The organism is Streptomyces sp. NBC_01429, from assembly GCF_036231945.1.
Lineage (GTDB): Bacteria > Actinomycetota > Actinomycetes > Streptomycetales > Streptomycetaceae > Streptomyces.
This window is the reverse complement of record NZ_CP109599.1, coordinates 2,269,250-2,286,049: the sequence shown is the minus strand read 5'-3', so window position 1 is coordinate 2,286,049 and position 16,800 is coordinate 2,269,250. Positions and strand designations below refer to the sequence as shown.

The 16,800-nt window shown below is 71.8% G+C and carries 15 protein-coding genes; 5 read left to right on the top strand and 10 right to left on the bottom strand.

Annotated elements, in window-relative coordinates:
* The first annotated feature begins 45 nt into the window (after positions 1-45).
* Positions 46-375, top strand: a complete 330-nt coding sequence (locus tag OG627_RS09430) for an ATP/GTP-binding protein (RefSeq protein ID WP_329072525.1) — start codon at positions 46-48, stop codon at positions 373-375.
* Between the two features lie 17 nt (positions 376-392).
* Here OG627_RS09430 and OG627_RS09425 read toward each other — a convergent pair whose 3' ends face one another.
* From OG627_RS09425 to mce, 7 genes are all read right to left on the bottom strand, one after another.
* Complete coding sequence (locus OG627_RS09425) at positions 393-1,316, bottom strand: ABC transporter permease subunit (protein WP_329063329.1); 924 nt, start codon at positions 1,314-1,316, stop codon at positions 393-395.
* Positions 1,313-2,425, bottom strand: coding sequence for an ABC transporter ATP-binding protein (locus OG627_RS09420; protein WP_329063327.1), 1,113 nt, complete (start codon positions 2,423-2,425; stop codon positions 1,313-1,315). Before OG627_RS09420 ends, OG627_RS09425 begins: the two co-directional genes overlap by 4 nt.
* Positions 2,426-2,550: 125 nt before the next feature.
* Positions 2,551-3,330, bottom strand: a complete 780-nt coding sequence (locus tag OG627_RS09415; protein WP_329063326.1) for an ABC transporter permease subunit — start codon at positions 3,328-3,330, stop codon at positions 2,551-2,553.
* 2 nt (positions 3,331-3,332) lie between these two features.
* On the bottom strand, positions 3,333-4,340 hold the full coding sequence (locus OG627_RS09410) for an ABC transporter ATP-binding protein (RefSeq protein ID WP_329063324.1): 1,008 nt from the start codon (positions 4,338-4,340) through the stop codon (positions 3,333-3,335).
* 148 nt (positions 4,341-4,488) lie between these two features.
* A complete protein-coding gene (locus OG627_RS09405) occupies positions 4,489-5,427 on the bottom strand; it encodes a cellulose-binding protein (RefSeq protein WP_329063321.1) in 939 nt (312 codons plus the stop codon).
* A 114-nt stretch (positions 5,428-5,541) separates the two neighbouring features.
* Positions 5,542-9,258: a polarized growth protein Scy gene (scy, locus tag OG627_RS09400; RefSeq protein ID WP_329063319.1), complete on the bottom strand. Its 3,717-nt coding sequence runs from the start codon at positions 9,256-9,258 to the stop codon at positions 5,542-5,544.
* 159 nt (positions 9,259-9,417) lie between these two features.
* Positions 9,418-9,846 carry a methylmalonyl-CoA epimerase gene (mce, locus tag OG627_RS09395; RefSeq protein ID WP_329063317.1) on the bottom strand — a complete coding sequence of 143 codons (429 nt, stop codon included), beginning with the start codon at positions 9,844-9,846 and terminating at the stop codon, positions 9,418-9,420.
* A 183-nt stretch (positions 9,847-10,029) separates the two neighbouring features.
* Between mce and OG627_RS09390 the strand changes: the two genes are divergently transcribed.
* Together OG627_RS09390 and meaB are read left to right on the top strand one after the other, a co-directional pair.
* Positions 10,030-11,229 (top strand): acetyl-CoA C-acetyltransferase, encoded by a 1,200-nt coding sequence (locus OG627_RS09390; protein WP_329063315.1) that lies wholly within the window; start codon positions 10,030-10,032, stop codon positions 11,227-11,229.
* A 74-nt stretch (positions 11,230-11,303) separates the two neighbouring features.
* On the top strand, positions 11,304-12,263 hold the full coding sequence (gene meaB, locus OG627_RS09385; RefSeq protein ID WP_329063313.1) for a methylmalonyl Co-A mutase-associated GTPase MeaB: 960 nt from the start codon (positions 11,304-11,306) through the stop codon (positions 12,261-12,263).
* 115 nt (positions 12,264-12,378) lie between these two features.
* Here the strand turns inward: meaB and OG627_RS09380 are convergent, their stop codons facing one another.
* Entirely contained in the window at positions 12,379-13,059 is a 681-nt protein-coding gene (locus OG627_RS09380) for a PepSY domain-containing protein (RefSeq protein WP_329063312.1), read from the bottom strand.
* A 127-nt stretch (positions 13,060-13,186) separates the two neighbouring features.
* On the opposite strand from OG627_RS09380, the gene OG627_RS09375 reads away from it, so the two are divergent.
* Together OG627_RS09375 and OG627_RS09370 are read left to right on the top strand one after the other, a co-directional pair.
* Entirely contained in the window at positions 13,187-13,849 is a 663-nt protein-coding gene (locus OG627_RS09375) for a response regulator transcription factor (RefSeq protein ID WP_329063310.1), read from the top strand.
* A complete protein-coding gene (locus tag OG627_RS09370; RefSeq protein WP_329063308.1) occupies positions 13,846-15,423 on the top strand; it encodes a sensor histidine kinase in 1,578 nt (525 codons plus the stop codon). The genes OG627_RS09375 and OG627_RS09370 overlap by 4 nt, the downstream gene beginning before the upstream one ends.
* A 54-nt stretch (positions 15,424-15,477) precedes the next feature.
* On the opposite strand, the gene OG627_RS09365 is transcribed toward OG627_RS09370, so the two are convergent.
* On the bottom strand, positions 15,478-15,954 hold the full coding sequence (locus OG627_RS09365) for a MarR family winged helix-turn-helix transcriptional regulator (protein ID WP_329063306.1): 477 nt from the start codon (positions 15,952-15,954) through the stop codon (positions 15,478-15,480).
* Between the two features lie 119 nt (positions 15,955-16,073).
* Positions 16,074-16,799: an AIM24 family protein gene (locus OG627_RS09360; protein WP_329072523.1), complete on the bottom strand. Its 726-nt coding sequence runs from the start codon at positions 16,797-16,799 to the stop codon at positions 16,074-16,076.
* Position 16,800 lies beyond the last annotated feature (1 nt).

The following is a 16,800-nucleotide window of genomic DNA, read 5'->3' as shown; positions in this document are numbered from 1 at the left end:
CCGTAGGCTGGGGCAGATCGTGCCGTCCGTCCCGTGAGGTGTCCTGTGTCCCCGCGCCGCAACCGCCCACGAGGCGGCGAGAGTCCGACCGAGAGCGCCGGCGAGGCGGGGGAGCGGTACGGGGGCTTCCAGAGATCCGAAACATGGCAGGGCGAGAACTGGTCAGTCCGCCACGTGGCCGGGGCAAGTGCCGCGGGCAAGCGGTACCGCTGCCCGGGATGCGACCAGGAGATCCCCTCCTCGGTGCCGCACGTGGTGGCCTGGCCCGAGTACAGCGGGGTGGAGGAGCGGCGCCACTGGCACCAGGCGTGCTGGAAGGCGAAGGACCGCCGCACCTCGCGGGTGCAGCGGTCCCGTAACGCGCCGAAGTACTGAGACCGGGCGGCCGACGCTCACACGTCGCGCCGGTCGAGCGAGAAGAACGCCCCCGCCATCGCGACCGCGGTCACCCCGAGCATGATCCACAGCGGCTCCCAGCCCTGCGGTCCCGAGGCGGCGGTGTCGAGGGAGACGTCGCTGCCGTAGAACACCGCCAGCTGGGCCGGGATGCTGTAGGTGAACAGGGCCTCGCGCAGGGAGGCCAGCGACTCCGAGAACATGAAGATCGCCATGACCAGCGGCAGCAGAACCACCCCGATCATCACGGTGATCGCGCCTGCCGAGTGCCGGATCAGCGCGCCGACCGCCAGCGACAGCAGCCCCAGCAGGGCCAGGTAGAGGCTGACTCCCACGGTCGAACTGAGCCACTCGTCACCGGTGGGCGAGCGGCCGTCCAGGACGGCGACCTGGAGCGCGCCCACCACCAGCGTGGTGACCGTCGAGACCACGAAGACGAGCAGGAAGAAGACCAGCGACTTCGCCGCCAGCACCCGGGCCCGGCTGGGGCACGCGGTCAGGGTCGTACGGATCAGGCCCGTGCCGTACTCGGAGGCGATGACCAGCACTCCCAGCGTGATCACGCACATGGTGCCGAGCAGGACACCGAAGAAACCGAGGATGAGCACGTTCTGGTTGCCGACGTCACCGGTGGCGGCGACCGCCGCCGCCACCAGCAGCCCGGTGCCCGCCATCAGCGCGATCATCACGCCGAGCGTCCACATGGTGGACCGTACGGAGCGGATCTTGGTCCACTCCGAGGTCACGGCGTCGCCGAGATGAGCGCGCCGGGCCGGGATCGGCGAGGTGTACCCGAAGAGGCCGCCGACCGGCGCGGGGCCGTGCTGCGGCCCGGGGTGCTGCGGCGGGGTGCCCTGCTGCGGCGGGGCGCCGGGCCGCGGGGCCTGCGGGTAACCGGGCTGCTGGTACGGGGTCGTCATCGGGCGTCCTCGTCGGTGTCGCTCTTCGTGGGTCCCGCGGCCGGTGCGGGGGCCGTGGCGTACGGGTTCCGGCCGGGCGGCGGCGGGGCGTACCAGCCCTGCTGCGGCACCTCGGGCACGACCGGCGTCACGTACCCCTGCGAACCCGCCCCGTAACCCGGCTGCGGGGGCTGGAATCCGGCCAGTTCGTCGGCCGTCGAACGGTAGTCCACCGTGCTCTGCGTCATCCGCATGTACGCCTCCTCCAGCGACGCCTGGTGCGGCGACAGCTCCCAGAGCCGCACCCCGGCCTCGTGCGCCAGATCGCTGATGCGCGGCAGCGCCAGCCCCGTGATCCGCAGCGCGCCGCCCGGCTCGGACAGCACCTGGCCGCCGGCCTCCGCCAGCACCGTCGTCAGCTTCTCGCGCTGCCCCGGGTCGCCCTCCGGAGTACGGACCCGGGCGAAGTCCGCCGAGTTCGCGGAGATGAAGTCCTTGACGCTCATGTCCGCGAGGAGCCGGCCCCGGCCGATCACGATCAGGTGGTCGGCGGTCACCGCCATCTCGCTCATCAGGTGCGAGGAGACGAAGACCGTCCTGCCCTCGCTCGCGAGCTGCTTCATCAGATTGCGCACCCAGAGGATCCCCTCCGGGTCCAGACCGTTCACCGGCTCGTCGAACAGCAGCACCTGCGGGTCGCCGAGCAGCGCCGCCGCGATGCCCAGCCGCTGCCCCATACCGAGCGAGAAGCCGTTCGTCCGCTTCCTGGCGACGTCCTGGAGCCCGACCACACCGAGCACCTCGTCCACCCTGGTGGCCGGGATGCCGGAGAGCTGGGCCAGCGACAGCAGATGGTTGCGCGCGCTGCGCCCGCCGTGCACCGCCTTGGCGTCGAGCAGCGCGCCGACCTGGCGCGGTGCGTTGGGCAGCGCGCGGAACGGGTGTCCGCCGACCTTCACGTCTCCCGAGGTCGGCCGGTCCAGCCCGACGATCATGCGCATCGTCGTCGATTTTCCGGAACCGTTGGGGCCGAGGAACCCGGTGACGTGTCCGGGCCGCACCTGGAAGGAAAGGTTGTGCACGGCCGTCTGGGCGCCGTAGCGCTTGGTCAGGCCGATCGCCTCGATCATTCTCCAGCCCCATCGACAGATCAGGTCGTCGGGGCAGTGGCCTCTGTGCGCCGAAAGCCCCCGTTAGAGTTAGGAGGATATCCGGGCCTTGACGGTTCCGGCCAAGCCGTTGCGGCGGAGCGTCGCTACGCGTCCCGCTTCCGCATCACCACGTACCCGCCGACCAGCGCCGCCACCACCCAGAGCACCAGGATCCCCAGGCCGCCCCACGGCCCGTACGGCCGGCCGGCCGAGTTCATCGCGTCCGGCACCACCTGAAGAATCCGGGATCCGGCCTGGTCCGGGAAGTAGTGGGCCACGTCCTTGGCGCCAGGGACCGCCGAGAGGATCTGCGAGACCAGGAAGAAGAACGGCATCAGGATGCCGAGCGCCAGCATCGAGCTGCGCAGCATCGCCGCGACGCCCATCGAGAACACGGCGATCAGCGCCATGTAGAGCCCGCTGCCGATCACCGCGCGCAGTACGTTCGGCTCGCCGATGCCCGTACCGTGGTCGCCCAGCAGCGCCTGGCCGAGGAAGAACGACAGGAAGCCGGTCGCGAGCCCGACCACCAGCGCCAGCACCCCGGCCACCAGGATCTTGCTGAAGAGGAACGTCGCGCGCTGCGGGACGGCCGCCAGTGAGGTGCGGATCATGCCCGAGCTGTACTCCGAGCCGACCACCAGCACCCCGAAGACCACCATCGCCAGCTGCCCGAGGATCATCCCGGAGAAGCTGGTGTACGTCGGGTCGAAGGTGGCCTGCTGGGCCGCGGTCAGATCGCCGAACTGCGAGTTGATCAGCGCGGAGAGCGCCGCGCCCAGGGCCACGGTCACCACCAGGGCGCTGATCAGGGTCCAGGTCGTCGAGGAGACCGTACGGATCTTGGTCCACTCCGACCGGAGGACCGCCGGTACCGATGCCATGCTCAGGCTCCCTTGCCCTGGTCGTTCCCGCCCCGGCCGGGCGTCCCCCACCCCGGCGAGCCCCACCCGGTCGCGGGCGGGGCCGCCCCGCCCGGGCCGCCCGGGTTCGTGTGGGCGTGGTACTCGACCGACTCCGCCGTCATCTGCATGAACGCCTCCTCCAGCGAGGCGCGCTGGGAACTCAGCTCATGCAGGACGATGCCGTGGCGCGCGGCCAGCTCACCGAGCCGCTCGGGCTCCACCCCGTCGATCTCCAGCACCCCGCCGGCCCCCTCGACCGCGGTGAGACCGGCTTCGTCCAGGGCGTCCTTCAGCCGCTCGCGGTCCGGTGAGCGCAGCCGGGTGTAGCTGCGGGAATTCTCGTGAATGAAGTCGGCCATCGAGGTGTTCGCCAGCAGTCTGCCCTGTCCGATCACGATCAAATGGTCTGCCGTCAGGGCCATTTCACTCATCAGATGGCTGGAGACGAAGACCGTACGGCCCTCGGCGGCGAGCCCCTTCATCAGATTGCGGATCCAGTGGATTCCCTCCGGGTCCAGACCATTCACCGGCTCGTCGAACATCAGGATCTCGGGATCGCCGAGCAGCGCGGACGCGATACCGAGCCGCTGCCCCATCCCCATGGAGAAACCTTTCGACTTGCCCTTCGCCACCGAGGTCAGCCCGACCATGTCGAGCACTTCGGTGATCCGGCTCGCCGGAATGCGGTTGCTCTGCGCCAGACAGAGGAGATTGTTGTAGGCGCTGCGCCCGCCGTGCATGGCCTTGGCCTCCAGCAGCGCGCCGATGTACTTGAGGGGCTCGGAGAGTTCCCGGTAGTGCTTCCCGTCGATCCTGACCGTTCCGCTGGTCGGGTTGTCCAGATCGAGCATCATCCGCATCGTCGTCGACTTGCCCGCGCCGTTGGGTCCCAGAAAACCCGTCACCACTCCGGGTCTCACCGTGAAGGAGAGATCGTCCACGGCGACCTTGCGGCCGAAGCGTTTGGTGAGCCCCGCAACCTCGATCATGCGGCCAACCTAAAGGCGCACAAAGCCCCCCGCCACCCGAGTGGCGAGGGGCTTGCACGATCGTTACGTAATCGTACGGGCCGACTGTGGACCGTACGACTGCCCTGCGAACGGGGCCTGCGCGCCCGTAACGAACGGAGCCGTCGGTTCAGCGGGACTGCTGAGCCGGGACACCGCGCGAGATCGGCTCGTCGTCGGCCGGGGTGCCCGCGGCGGCCACCGCGGCTCCGGTCAGCGTGGCCAGCATCTCGCGGACGTTGGTCAGCTGCGCGTTGATCGAGTCGCGGCGGTTGGTGAGCGCCGCCAGCTCGCGCTCCGATTCGCTGCGGATCCGGTCGGCCTTGGCGTTCGCGTCGGCCACGATGTCCTCGGACTGACGCTGGGCCGTCTCGACGGTCTGCCGGGCCCGGCGCTCCGCGTCCGTACGCAGCTTCTCGGCCTCCAGACGCAGCTGCTCGGCGCGGTGCTCGATCTCCGCCAGCCGCTTCTCGGCCTTCGCCTGACGGGACGCCAGATCGCGCTCCGACTGCTCGCGCCGCTTGGCGAGGTTCGTCTCGAAGTCCGCGGCGGCCTGGGCGGCCTTGGCGCGGGTCTCCTCGAAGAGCGCGTCCGCCTCCTCGCGCTTGGACTGCGCGTCCTTCTGCGCGTCCGAACGGAGCGTGGCGGCGTCGCCCTTCGCCTTGTCGACGATGCGGACGCCTTCGTCCTCGGCCTTCGCCTTGCGCTCGGTGGCGAACGCCTCGGCGTCGTTGCGCACCTGCTGGGCCGCGGACTCGGCCAGTTCGCGGTGCTGCTCGGACGCGCGACGGGCCTCCTCGCGCAGGTCCTTCGCCTCCTCCTCGGCGAGACGGAGGATCTTCTCGACGCGGGCGCCGAGTCCGGCGTACGACGGTTCCGCGTCGGTGACCTGGGCCTGGGCGTTCTGCGTTTCGAGGTGGAGTTCCTCGATGCGCTTCTCAAGAGCGGTGATACGGGACAGCGCGCTGTCACGGTCGGCGACGAGTTTGGTAATGCGGTCGTCCACCTGACCGCGGTCGTAACCACGCCGCACGAGCTCGAAGCCGAATGGGGAGGAAGTGTCGCTCATGGGGTTCCTGTCGAATGAGACCGGTGAGGTGATAGGGGGAATCCTAGGGGCCTAAGCGGCGTGTCATCGAGCGGATGCGGGTTTGATCTGGAGAATGTCCAGCCTTTTGAGTGGCTAGCCGTCGGAAGACTTGCCACTCGAACGGGTTGTTCCCGCCGCGGCGCCCGCCTTGACGGGATTGTCCTTCGCGGGACCCGAAGGCGACTCGAACGACTCCAGCGCCTCCAACACGTCCTGGACCCGGGAGATCTCGGTCTGGATGTCCTCCCTCCTGCGCACCAGGATGTCGAGTTCGCGTTTGCCCTCCTCGACCATCCGTTTCGCCTCCTGGTCGGCGTCGGCGCGCAACTTCTCGCCCTGCCGGGTGAGATCGGCCTTCTTCTGCTCGGCTTCCTTGAGGAGTCCCTCCGCCTTGCGCACCGCGGCGATCCGGACCTTGCTCGCCTCCGAATTGGCGTCCGCGACCAGCTCCTTGGCCTTCTGCTCGGCCTCGGACCGCTGCTCGTTGGCGGCCTTCATCAGATTGTCGACGCGCTCGCCCGCGGTCCTCAGCTGCTCCGCCGTCTCCCGGCGGGCCCGCTCGTGGAGCTGCTCGATCTCGCCCTCGGTCCTGACCCGCAGCTCCTCGGTCCGCTCCCGTATGGCCGTGGAGTCCCGGCGCGCGCCCACCAGCAGCTCGTCCGCGTCCGTACGGGCCTTCTCCACCAGGGAGTTGCCCTCGACCGTCGCGTCCGCCGAGATACGGCCGGCCTCCTTGCGGGCCGCCGCCACCATCCGGTCGGCCTGCGCCTCGGCCTCGGTGGCGACGTTGAGCGCCTCCTCCTGAGCCTTGTTGATGAGCTGGTCGGCCTGCTCGGCGGCGTCGGAGCGGCGCTTGGCCGCGTCCTTGCGCGCCTCGTCCAGCAGCCAGTCCGTCTCCTCCTGCGCCTCGTTCCTGACCCGCTCGGCCGCCGCCTCGCTCTCCGAGGTGAGCCGCGCGGCCTCGGACCGCAGCCGCTCGGCGGCCTGTTGGGCGGAGCCCACCGTCTCGGCGGCCTCGGCGCGCATCCGCTCGGACTCGCCGGTGGCCTCCCCGATGAGCCGGTCGGCCTGCGCCGCCGCCTCGCTCCGGATCCGGTTGGCGTCCTCGCGGGCGTCCGCGCGGGCGCGGGAGGCGTCCTGCTCGGCCGAGGCGAGTGAGTCCGACGCCTCGGTCCGTACCCGCCGCACGTACTCCGCGGTCTCGGAGCGCAGCCGCTCCGCCTCCGCGATCGCCTCGTTGACGGTGCGTTCGGCCAGCGCCTGCGCGGCGTCGCTCTCCTCCTGCGCCCTGACGAGCAGCCGGTTCGCGTCCTCGGCGGCGCGCTCCCGCTCCGCGAACGCGTCCGCCCGCACCCGGTCCGACTCGTCCTGCGCCTCGGCCCGCACCCGGTCAGCGGCCTGCTCGGCGGCGGCCTGCCGCTCGACGATCTCCTGCTCGGCCTGGTCCTGGAGACCGGCCACCGAGTCCCGTACCTGCTGGGCGGTCTGCTCGCCGGCCGCCACCAGCTCCGTGGCGCGGTAGTCCGCCTCGGAGACCAGCCGCTGTGCCTCGGTCTGCGCGTCCTCCACCCGTTTACGGGCCGACGCGAGCAGCTCCTCGCTCTGCTCGCGGGCCCGCTCGCGCTCCTGGTCCGCCTCAGCGCGGGCGCCGGTCAGCGTCTCCTCGGCCTCGCGGCGGCGGCGTACCGCCTCCTCCTGCGCGGCGGCCAGCGCCTCGGCGGCCTCCGTACCGACCCGCTCGGCGGCGGCCGCCGCCTCGGACCTGGTGCGGTCGGCGCTCTCCTGCGCCTCGCTCTTGAGCCGCTCCGCCTCCGCGGCGGCCTCCGACCGCAGCCGTACCGCGGCGCTCTCCGCCTCGGCGCGCGCCTGCGCGGCGTCGGAGGCGGCCTCGGCACGCAGCCGCTCCGCCTCCTCCTCGGCCTGCGCCTGGAGCGTACGCACCCGCTCGGCCGCCTCGGTGCGCAGCCGGTCCGTCTCCTCGGCGGCCTCGCGGCGGATCCGCTCGCCCTCGGTACGGGCCTCGCCGAGCGCCTCCTCGGCGGAGGCGAGCCGCTGCTCCGCCTCCGTGTGCAGCCGGGTCAGCTCGTCCGCAGCCTCGGCCTTGCGCGACTCGACGCCGCGCTCGGTCTCCTCGCGCAGCCCGGCGGCGGCCTTCTCGGCGGCGGCCGTGGTGGCCTCCGCCTGCTCCTCGCTCTCCACGCGCAGCCGCTCGGCCTCGGCGCGGGTGCGCTCCAGGGTGTCCTCGGCCTGCCGGCGCAGCGTGGTGGCGCGCTCGATGGCCTCGGTGCGTACCCGCTCGCTCTCGGCCGTGGCGCCGGAGCGCAGCTCGTCCGCGTCGGCCTTGGCCTTGGCGAGCAGCTCCTCGGCGGTCTTCGCCGCCTCCTCGATCTTCTGGACGGCCTCGCGGCGCGCCTCGCCGCGGATCCGCTCGCCCTCGGCGACCGCCTCGGAGCGCAGCTGCTCGGCCTCGCCGCGCAGCCTGCGGGCCTCTTCCTGAAGCTCGACGGTCTTGGCGCGGTACTCCTTGGTGTCGTCCTTGGCCGCGCCCTTGAGCTGGTCGGCCTGCTCGGCGGCCTCGCCGCGCAGCCGGTCCGCCTCCGCCTCGGCCTCGCGGCGGATCCGCTCGGCCTCCTCGCTCGCGGACCTGGTGGTGGCCTGCGCGTCGTCGGACGCCTTGGTCAGCACCTCCTCGGCGGTACGGGCGGCCTTGGCGAGCTGCGCCGCGGTGTCCTCCGCCGCGACCGTACGGGCCTTCTCGGCGGCGTCAGCGACCAGCTTCTCGCCCTCGGCGCGGGCGTCGGCGAGCGCCTGCTCGGCCTCGGACTTGGTGGCCTCGGCCTCCTTCGTCGCCTCGCCGACCATCCGGGCGATCTCGGACTTGGCCGTACGGGTGCGCTGCTCGTTCTGCGACTCGACGCCGGACAGCCGCTTGGCGGCGGCCTCCTTCGCCTCCCCGACGACCTTCTCGGCCTCGGCCCGCGCCTCGCGCAGCCGCTCCGTCGCCTGCTGCATCCGCTGCTCGGCGGCCCGGCTCAACTCGGCGGCCTGCTGGCGGGCCTGGTCGGCCTCGGCGGCCGTGGACGAGCGCAGCTGCTCGGCGTGGCCCGCGGCCTCCTGCGCCTGTGCCGAGGCGGCGTTCAGCAGCCGCTCGGCGTCCTTGCGGGCGCGCAGCAGGATCGACTCCGCCTCGGCGCGGGACGACTCGGCCTCGGAGCCCAGGCGGCGACGCGCCTCCTCGGCGACCCGGGCGGCCTCGGAGCGGGCGGCGGACAGGGCCTGCTCGGCCTCGGCGCGCGACTCGTCGAGCAGCCGCCGCGCCTGTGCCTCCGTACGGGCCCTGAGCTGCTCGGCCCACGCCACGTTCTCGTTGACGTGCGACTCGACGGTCTGCCGGCGCTCGGCCAGCTCCTGGTCGAGCCGCTGGCGCCGCTGGACGGCCTCCGCGTGCAGCTCGGCCTGGAGCCGCGCCTGGTGCTCGGCGTGCTCCTGGAGGATCCGCTGCGTCTGGGCGCGCGCCTCGCGCAGCTCGCGCTCGGCGTCCGCGCGCATCTGCTCGGCCTGCATCTGGGCGTTGCGCAGGTGCTGTTCGGCCTGATAGCCGAGGTCTCCGCTGTCATAGGACGGACGGGTCGCCAGACTGCGGCGCGCCTCGTGAAGCTTGGCGCGCAATACCTCGACCTGGTAACCGAGGTCCTCGGCGTGCTGGACGGCCTTCTCCCGCGCGGTCTTCAGCCGGTCCATCTCGGCTTCGAACCGCGAAAGGTGGTCGTCGTCAGCTCGGTGGCTCTCCTGGCGTTCGTAGCCCCGCACTGCGCGGTCCCATCCGTCCCCTGGTCGCAACTGCCCAATTGAGCACCGCTCTCGGCGAGCGGTCCCCCGGGGAATGGTGACAGATCATCGACAGGGGCGCGGCCCCGGCCCGGCCCCGGCCCGGAGCGCCCCACTCTACCGGGCCGGGAATCCTTAAGGTCAGTGCTCCGGACGGGAGGTGACGAGTTCTGTGAGGACTCCGTGACAGTCCTTGGGGTGGAGGAAGGTGATGCGCGAGCCCATGGAACCGGTGCGCGGCTCCTCGTAGAGGACGCGTACGCCCTTGTCACGCACGGCCTGGGCGTCACCGTCCACGTCGGCGGTGCCGAACGCGATGTGGTGCACACCCTCGCCGTTCTTCGCCAGCCACTTCCCCACGGCCGAATCCTCCCTTACGGATTCGAGGAGCTGAAGGTAGGAAGCCCCGCCGTCGGACGTCTCGTTGATCTTGAGCATGGCCTCTCGTACGCCCTGCTCCTCGTTGACCTCGGTGTGGAACACCTCGAAGCCGTACGTCGCCCGGTAGAACTCGACGGTCGCATCGAGGTCGAAACAGGCGATTCCGATGTGGTCGATTCGCGTCAGCATGGAGACAGTGCAGCGGTACGAGGGCGATTACGCAACGTGCGCGCCGTCACACGCGCCGCCGGGTGACCCGGGGCGGTACCGCTCAGTACATTTGAAGTGAACCATCGTTCACACCGCGGCACCGTCACCAAGCGCCACACCCACCCTCACTCCTCACGCTCCACGCAAAGGGGATCGCGTCTCATGTCTGGATCGAACACCACCACCTCCGTGATCGTCGCGGGCGCCCGTACCCCGATGGGGCGGCTCCTCGGCTCGCTCACGCCCTTCAGCGGCGCCGATCTGGGCGGCTTCGCCATCAAGGCCGCGCTGGAGCGGGCCGGCATCGGCGGCGAGCAGGTGCAGTACGTGATCATGGGCCAGGTGCTCCAGGCCGGGGCCGGGCAGATCCCGGCCCGCCAGGCCGCCGTCAAGGCCGGTATCCCGATGAACGTTCCCGCGCTCACCGTCAACAAGGTCTGTCTCTCCGGGCTGGACGCGATCGCGCTGGCCGACCAGCTGATCCGCGCGGGCGAGTTCGACGTGATCGTCGCGGGCGGCCAGGAATCCATGACCAACGCGCCGCATCTGCTGCCCAAGTCCCGCGCGGGGTACAAGTACGGCGCGGTCGAGATGCTCGACTCGATGGCGCACGACGGGCTGACCGACTCCTTCGAGAACATCGCGATGGGCGCCTCCACCGAGCACCACAACACCCGGCTGGGCATCGAGCGGCTCCCGCAGGACGAGTTCGGCGCGCTCTCCCACCAGCGGGCCGCCGCGGCCCGGAAGAACGGTGTCTTCGAGGCGGAGATCACCCCCGTGGAGATCCCGCAGCGCAAGGGCGAGCCGGTGATCTTCGGCGAGGACGAGGGGATCCGCCCCGAGACGACCGCGGAGTCCCTGGGCCGGCTGCGGCCCGCCTTCGCGAAGGACGGCACGATCACGGCCGGCACGGCCTCGCAGATCTCCGACGGCGCGGCGGCTGTCGTGGTGATGAGCAAGGCCAGGGCGCTCGAACTGGGGCTGGACTGGATCGCCGAGATCGGCGCGCACGGCAATGTGGCGGGCCCGGACAACTCGCTCCAGTCCCAGCCGTCGAACGCGATCCGGCACGCGCTGGAGAAGGAGGGCATCGGCGTCGAGGACCTCGATCTGATCGAGATCAACGAGGCGTTCGCTGCGGTCGCCGTGCAGTCAATGAAGGACCTCGGGGTGTCCCCGGAAAAGGTGAACGTGAACGGCGGCGCGATCGCCCTCGGCCATCCGATCGGCATGTCCGGCGCCCGTATCGTGCTGCATCTGGCGCTGGAGCTGAAGCGGCGCGGCGGCGGGACCGGCGCGGCGGCGCTGTGCGGCGGCGGGGGCCAGGGAGACGCGCTGATCGTACGGGTGGCCGGGTAGTACGTACCGGGCAGCGCGTACGCAGTACGTACCGGGCAGCGCATACGGTACGCATCGAACCGACGGGAGCTGTGATGCAGGACGTCCCCGAGCTGGTGGCTCAGGCACGGGAGGGCCGGCCGCGCGCCGTGGCCCGGCTGATCTCACTGGTGGAGGGGGCGTCCCCGCAACTGCGCGAGGTGATGGCGGCGCTCGCGCCCCTCGCGGGCAACGCGTACGTCGTGGGGCTGACCGGGCCGCCGGGGGCGGGCAAGTCGACGTCGACCTCGGCGCTGATCTCCGCGTACCGGCGCGCGGGCAAGCGGGTCGCGGTGCTCGCCGTCGACCCCTCCTCGCCGTTCTCCGGGGGCGCGCTCCTCGGTGACCGCGTACGGATGTCCGAGCACGCCTCCGATCCCGGTGTCTATATCCGCTCCATGGCCACCCGGGGCCATCTGGGCGGGCTGGCCAGGTCGGCGCCGCAGGCGATCCGGGTGCTGGACGCGGCGGGGTGCGACGTGATCGTGGTGGAGACCGTCGGGGTCGGCCAGTCGGAGGTCGAGATCGCCTCCCAGGCCGACACCTCGGTGGTCCTGCTGGCCCCAGGCATGGGCGACTCCATCCAGGCGGCCAAGGCGGGCATCCTGGAGATCGGCGACGTGTACGTGGTCAACAAGGCCGACCGGGACGGCGCCGACGCCACGGCCCGCGAGCTGAACCACATGCTCGCCCTGGGCGAGCAGCGCGCCGCCGGCGACTGGCGCCCGCCCATCGTCAAGACCGTCGCCTCGCGCGGGGAAGGCATCGACGAGGTCGTCGAGGCCCTGGAGAAGCACCGCGCCTGGATGGAGGAGCACGGCGTCCTGGCCGCCCGCCGCACCCGCCGCGCCGCCCACGAGGTGGAGACCCTCGCCGTCACCGCCCTGCGCGAGCGCATCGGCGACCTGCACGGCGACCGCCGGCTGGACGTCCTCGCTGAGCGGATCGTGGCGGGCGACCTCGACCCGTACACGGCGGCCGACGAACTGGTGGCGGGGATCACGGGCGGGCGCTGACCGGGCGGGCGCCGACCGGCCGTCGGCCCCCGCCCGGACCGTCTTCGAGGCGTCCCGCGCGTCTCATGTGTCTCCTTCGCAACACGCCCTAGGCGTACCGGCCGTGCCGCGCCCCTCAGTCGTCGTCGCCGTCGGCGTGGTCGTCGTCGCGGTCCGCCGTGACCTTGGCGGTCCGCGCGTCGACGTTCAGCTCGTGCTCACGGCCGTCCTTGCCGCGCACCTCGACCTCCCAGTGGGCGCCCGGGGTGTCGTCGTCGATCTCGGCGGACGTCACGCTGCCCGGTACGGAGGCGAGGGCGGCGGCCGCGGCCCGCCGGACGTCCACCGCGGCGGCGCGCAGCGCGGCCCGGTCCTCGGCGTCGTCGTCCCCGTCGTCGTCCCGGTCCGCGCGGTCCACACGCACCGCGCCGGTGAGCGCGTCCACCGTCAGCTCGCGCCGGACGTCGTCCGTGCCGAACAGGTCGACCTCCCAGCGGCCGGCGCGGTCGTCGTCCCGCTCGACGGAGGACACGGCGCCGGGGAACTTCGCGAGCGCCGCGGCCACCGCCTCGCTCGCGGTGAGCTCCTCGCGGTCCCCGGGCGCGGCCGTCGCCGTCGGGGTGGAGGTGGCCGTGACGGTCGTGGAGGGCGTCGCGGCCGGGGGCGGATCGTCGGTCGCCGAGGTGGCCGTCGGCGCCGGAGTCGGCCGCTCCGCCCGTGCGATGTCGGTGCTGTGCGAGGTGGCGAGCGCCGTGTAGGTGCCGCCGCCGATCAGTGCCGCCGCGGTGATCGCGGAGATGGCGAGCTTCAGCTTCATGGGGGGTCCTCCCGAGTCGGTCCGTGGTGATCCGTGTCGATCCGGTTCTCAATGTGTCCCACGGAAGCTGAAGGCCGCCTGAATTCGGCTGAAGTGATCTTCAGGTTCTGTTTGGCAGGGTGGGGCCATGCGCTTGCTGATCGTGGAGGACGAAAAGCGGCTCGCGGTCTCCCTCGCCGGGGGACTGCGGGCCGAAGGCTTCGCCGTCGATGTCGTTCACGACGGCCTCGAAGGGCTGCACCGCGCGAGCGAGGGCGTCTACGACCTCGTCGTGCTCGACATCATGCTGCCCGGCCTGAACGGCTACCGGGTCTGCGCGGCCCTGCGCGCCGCCGGGCACGACGTGCCGATCCTGATGCTCACCGCGAAGGACGGCGAGTACGACGAGGCTGAGGGGCTCGACACGGGCGCCGACGACTATCTGACCAAGCCGTTCTCGTACGTCGTGCTCGTCGCCCGGGTCAGGGCGCTGCTGCGCCGGCGCGGGTCGGCCGGTGCCTCGCCCGTGCTGCGGATCGGGGCGCTGAGCGTGGACACGGCGGCCCGCCGGGTCTTCCGGGACGAGACCGAAGTGGCCCTGACGGCGAAGGAGTTCGCCGTACTGGAGCAGCTGGCGGTGCGGGCGGGCGAGGTGGTCGGCAAGCAGTGGATCCTGGAGCACGTCTGGGACTTCGCCTACGACGGCGACCCGAACATCATCGAGGTCTACATCAGCGCGCTGCGGCGCAAGCTCGGCGCCGCGGCGATCCAGACGGTGCGCGGCGCCGGATACCGGCTGGTCGCGTCGTGAGACGCCGCGTGGGACGCCGCCGGTTCGGCTCCGTACGCGCCAGGGCGTCCCTGGGCGCGACGGCCGTGGTGGCGGTCGCGCTGCTGGCCGCCGGGCTCGCGGTGCTCCTCTCGCTGCGCTCGAACCTCACGGAGCAGGCGGACCGGCAGGCCGACAGGGCGGCGCGCGAGGTCGCGCTGGACATCGCCTCCCAGGCCCCGGACCGGGTCGCGTACGCGGACCTCGAACTGCCCGACGAGGAGGACCATCCGGTGCAGGTGACCGACGAGGACGGCCGGCTGCTGGTGGCCAGTGAGGGGCTGGAACGGATCAGCGGCACCGGAGTCCGCGCGGTACGGGCGGCGGCCACTCCCGGACCGGGCGCGAGCAGCACCGGCTCCGGCTCCGCCGACGGGGACGACGACTCCGGCGACGCCGACGGGGACGACGACTCCGGCGACGCCGACGGGGACGATTCGAACGACTCCGACGACAGCCACGACCGGGGCGGGAGCGACGACGACCCCGCCGTCGGCGAGATCGGCGACACCACCTCGTACGGCTCGGGCAGCGCCACCGTGGACGGTGACACCGCCGACTACCGCTTCGCGACGATCGAGGCGACCGACCGCGCGGGGGAGACGGTCCTCGTCCACGCGGGCGCCTCACTCGCGGACCGGCAGGACGCCGTTCGCACCACCGGGCTCTCCATGCTGGCGGGGCTGCCGGTCCTGCTGCTGGTCGTCGGGGGAGTGACCTGGCTGATGACCCGTCGGGCGCTCAGGCCCGTGGAGGGCATCCGGCGCGAACTGGCCGCCATCACCGCCTCCGAGGACCTGTCCAGACGGGTTCCTGAGCCCGCCACGCACGACGAGGTGGCGCGGCTGGCCCGGACGACCAACGAGACGCTCACCGCGCTGGAGGCGTCCGTGGAGCGGCAGCGCCGCTTCGTCGCCGACGCCTCGCACGAGCTGCGCAGCCCCATCGCCTCACTCCGTACGCAGCTGGAGGTGGGCGAGGCGCATCCGGCGCTGCTGGACGTTCCCGGCGCGGTCGCCGACACCGTACGGCTCCAGCGGCTCGCGGCCGATCTGCTGCTGCTGGCCCGGCTGGACGCGGGGGAGCGGCCCGCCCGCGCCGCCCGGTTCGATCTGGGCGCGCTGGTGCACGAGGAGGTGTCGCAGCGGACCCTGGACCGGATCCCGGTCGCGGTCGATGTGCTGCCGGGGGCGGAAGTGGCCGGATCACGCGGTCAGTTGGCCCGGGTGCTGGGCAATCTGCTGGACAACGCGCAGCGCCACGCCGCCGGTTCGGTCACCGCGTCCGTACGGCGGTCGGGCTCCACGGTGGTGCTCGCGGTCGCCGACGACGGCCCCGGGGTGCCGGACGCGGAGCGCGAGCGCGTCTTCGAACGGTTCGTACGGCTCGACGACGCCCGCAGCCGCGACGACGGCGGCGCCGGGCTCGGTCTGGCCATCGCCCGCGATGTGGCCGAGCGGCACGGCGGTACGCTCACGGCCGGCCGCGCGGAGTGCGGCGGCGCCCTGTTCGAGCTGCGGCTGCCCTCGGCCGACGACGGCCCGACGCCCGCCTGAAGGCAAGGGGTGTGTCGGGCCGGCCGCGCGGCGCGAGGGCCGTCGCGAGCGGGCTCAGGCCTTGCCGCGCCGTCCGTGCAGATGCTCCGCGACCGGGGTCAGTGACGCCCGCAGCTCCGCGAGCGCCTCGGGCGAGAGCAGATCGATGAAGTGCCTGCGCACGGACTCGACATGGTGCGGCGCGACCTGCTGCATGGTCTCCATGCCGCTGTCCGTCAGCACCGCGAAGAGGCCGCGCCGGTCCGACTCGCAGTGCTCCCTGCGGACCAGTCCGGCCGTCTCCATCCGGGTGATCTGGTGCGAGAGTCGGCTCTTGGACTGGAGGGTGGTGGCGGCGAGGTCGCTCATCCGCATGCGCCGGTCATCCGACTCGGAGAGATTCACCAGGATCTCGTAGTCGTTCATGGTCAGGCCGAACGGCTGGAGGTCTTTCTCCAACTGGTGCGTCAGCAGCTTGTTGACATCCAGATGCGTGCGCCATGCGCACTGCTCCGCGTCGCTCAGCCAGCGGGTGGCCGTCTCGGTCTCCATGTATCTATTCTACCTAAGAAGTTGAATTCTGGACGAAAATGGTGGCCCGTGGGGTGTGACGCCAGCCACGCGCGCGAAGAGGGACCACGCGTTCGACATCACACTCCGCAGACTACCGCTCACAGCCCGAAGCGACGCTGGAGGTCGCCCAGCTGTCCCGAGCCCCCCGCCGGAGCGCCGCTGCCGGGCACCCCCGCCTCGGGGGTCACCGTGCCCGTCGGCTGCTCCGTCATCAGCTCCTCGGTCGACTGGAGCAGCACCGTCCCCGCCCCGACGAACTCGAACTGGTGCTCCTCGCCCGAGGTGCCCCCGATGCCCGTCAATGACCGGATCCCGCCGAGCACACCCGACATATAGCCATGATCGTAATGGTGGCAGGGGGACGGGCAGTCCGCCCAGCCCACCAGCGCCTGCGGATCCACCCGCAGCGGCGGCTCCATGAACACCACCGGACCGTTCGACGCGGCGACGAACTTCCCCGTGCCGATCAGGGTCAGAAAGCCCGGCACGATCGACTGCTTGAGCGCCAGCGTCGGCTGGTACGCCAGCAGATTCCCGGACCGGATCGTCAGATTCCCGTCCTCCAGGTCGAAGGAGTTGACGTCGAACGCCCGGTCGGCCAGCAGCATCTTGCCGCTGCCCTCGGCGACCACCCAGTCGGCGGCGTGCAGCGGCGAGTGGAAGCTGCTGCGCACCAGCCCCTCGAAGCGCCCATGGCCGATCCCGTCGAAGCTGATCTCCCCGTAATAGGCGATCATCTTCCCCTTCTGGAGGAACCACCGGCTCCCCTTCAGATCCACGCAGAAGGTGTACGCGTTGACGTTGTCGTCGACCGGCAGCGTCATC

Coding starts and splice junctions, on each gene's coding strand:
- OG627_RS09415 (WP_329063326.1), bottom strand. CDS start 3,330: ATGGCATCGGTACCGGCGGTCCTCCGGTCGGAGTGGACCAAGATCCGT.
- OG627_RS09365 (WP_329063306.1), bottom strand. CDS start 15,954: ATGGAGACCGAGACGGCCACCCGCTGGCTGAGCGACGCGGAGCAGTGC.
- OG627_RS09360 (WP_329072523.1), bottom strand. CDS start 16,799: ATGACGCTGCCGGTCGACGACAACGTCAACGCGTACACCTTCTGCGTG.
- meaB (WP_329063313.1), top strand. CDS start 11,304: ATGCAGGACGTCCCCGAGCTGGTGGCTCAGGCACGGGAGGGCCGGCCG.
- OG627_RS09375 (WP_329063310.1), top strand. CDS start 13,187: ATGCGCTTGCTGATCGTGGAGGACGAAAAGCGGCTCGCGGTCTCCCTC.
- OG627_RS09420 (WP_329063327.1), bottom strand. CDS start 2,425: ATGATCGAGGCGATCGGCCTGACCAAGCGCTACGGCGCCCAGACGGCC.
- OG627_RS09425 (WP_329063329.1), bottom strand. CDS start 1,316: ATGACGACCCCGTACCAGCAGCCCGGTTACCCGCAGGCCCCGCGGCCC.
- OG627_RS09405 (WP_329063321.1), bottom strand. CDS start 5,427: ATGAGCGACACTTCCTCCCCATTCGGCTTCGAGCTCGTGCGGCGTGGT.
- OG627_RS09390 (WP_329063315.1), top strand. CDS start 10,030: ATGTCTGGATCGAACACCACCACCTCCGTGATCGTCGCGGGCGCCCGT.
- OG627_RS09380 (WP_329063312.1), bottom strand. CDS start 13,059: ATGAAGCTGAAGCTCGCCATCTCCGCGATCACCGCGGCGGCACTGATC.
- OG627_RS09410 (WP_329063324.1), bottom strand. CDS start 4,340: ATGATCGAGGTTGCGGGGCTCACCAAACGCTTCGGCCGCAAGGTCGCC.
- mce (WP_329063317.1), bottom strand. CDS start 9,846: ATGCTGACGCGAATCGACCACATCGGAATCGCCTGTTTCGACCTCGAT.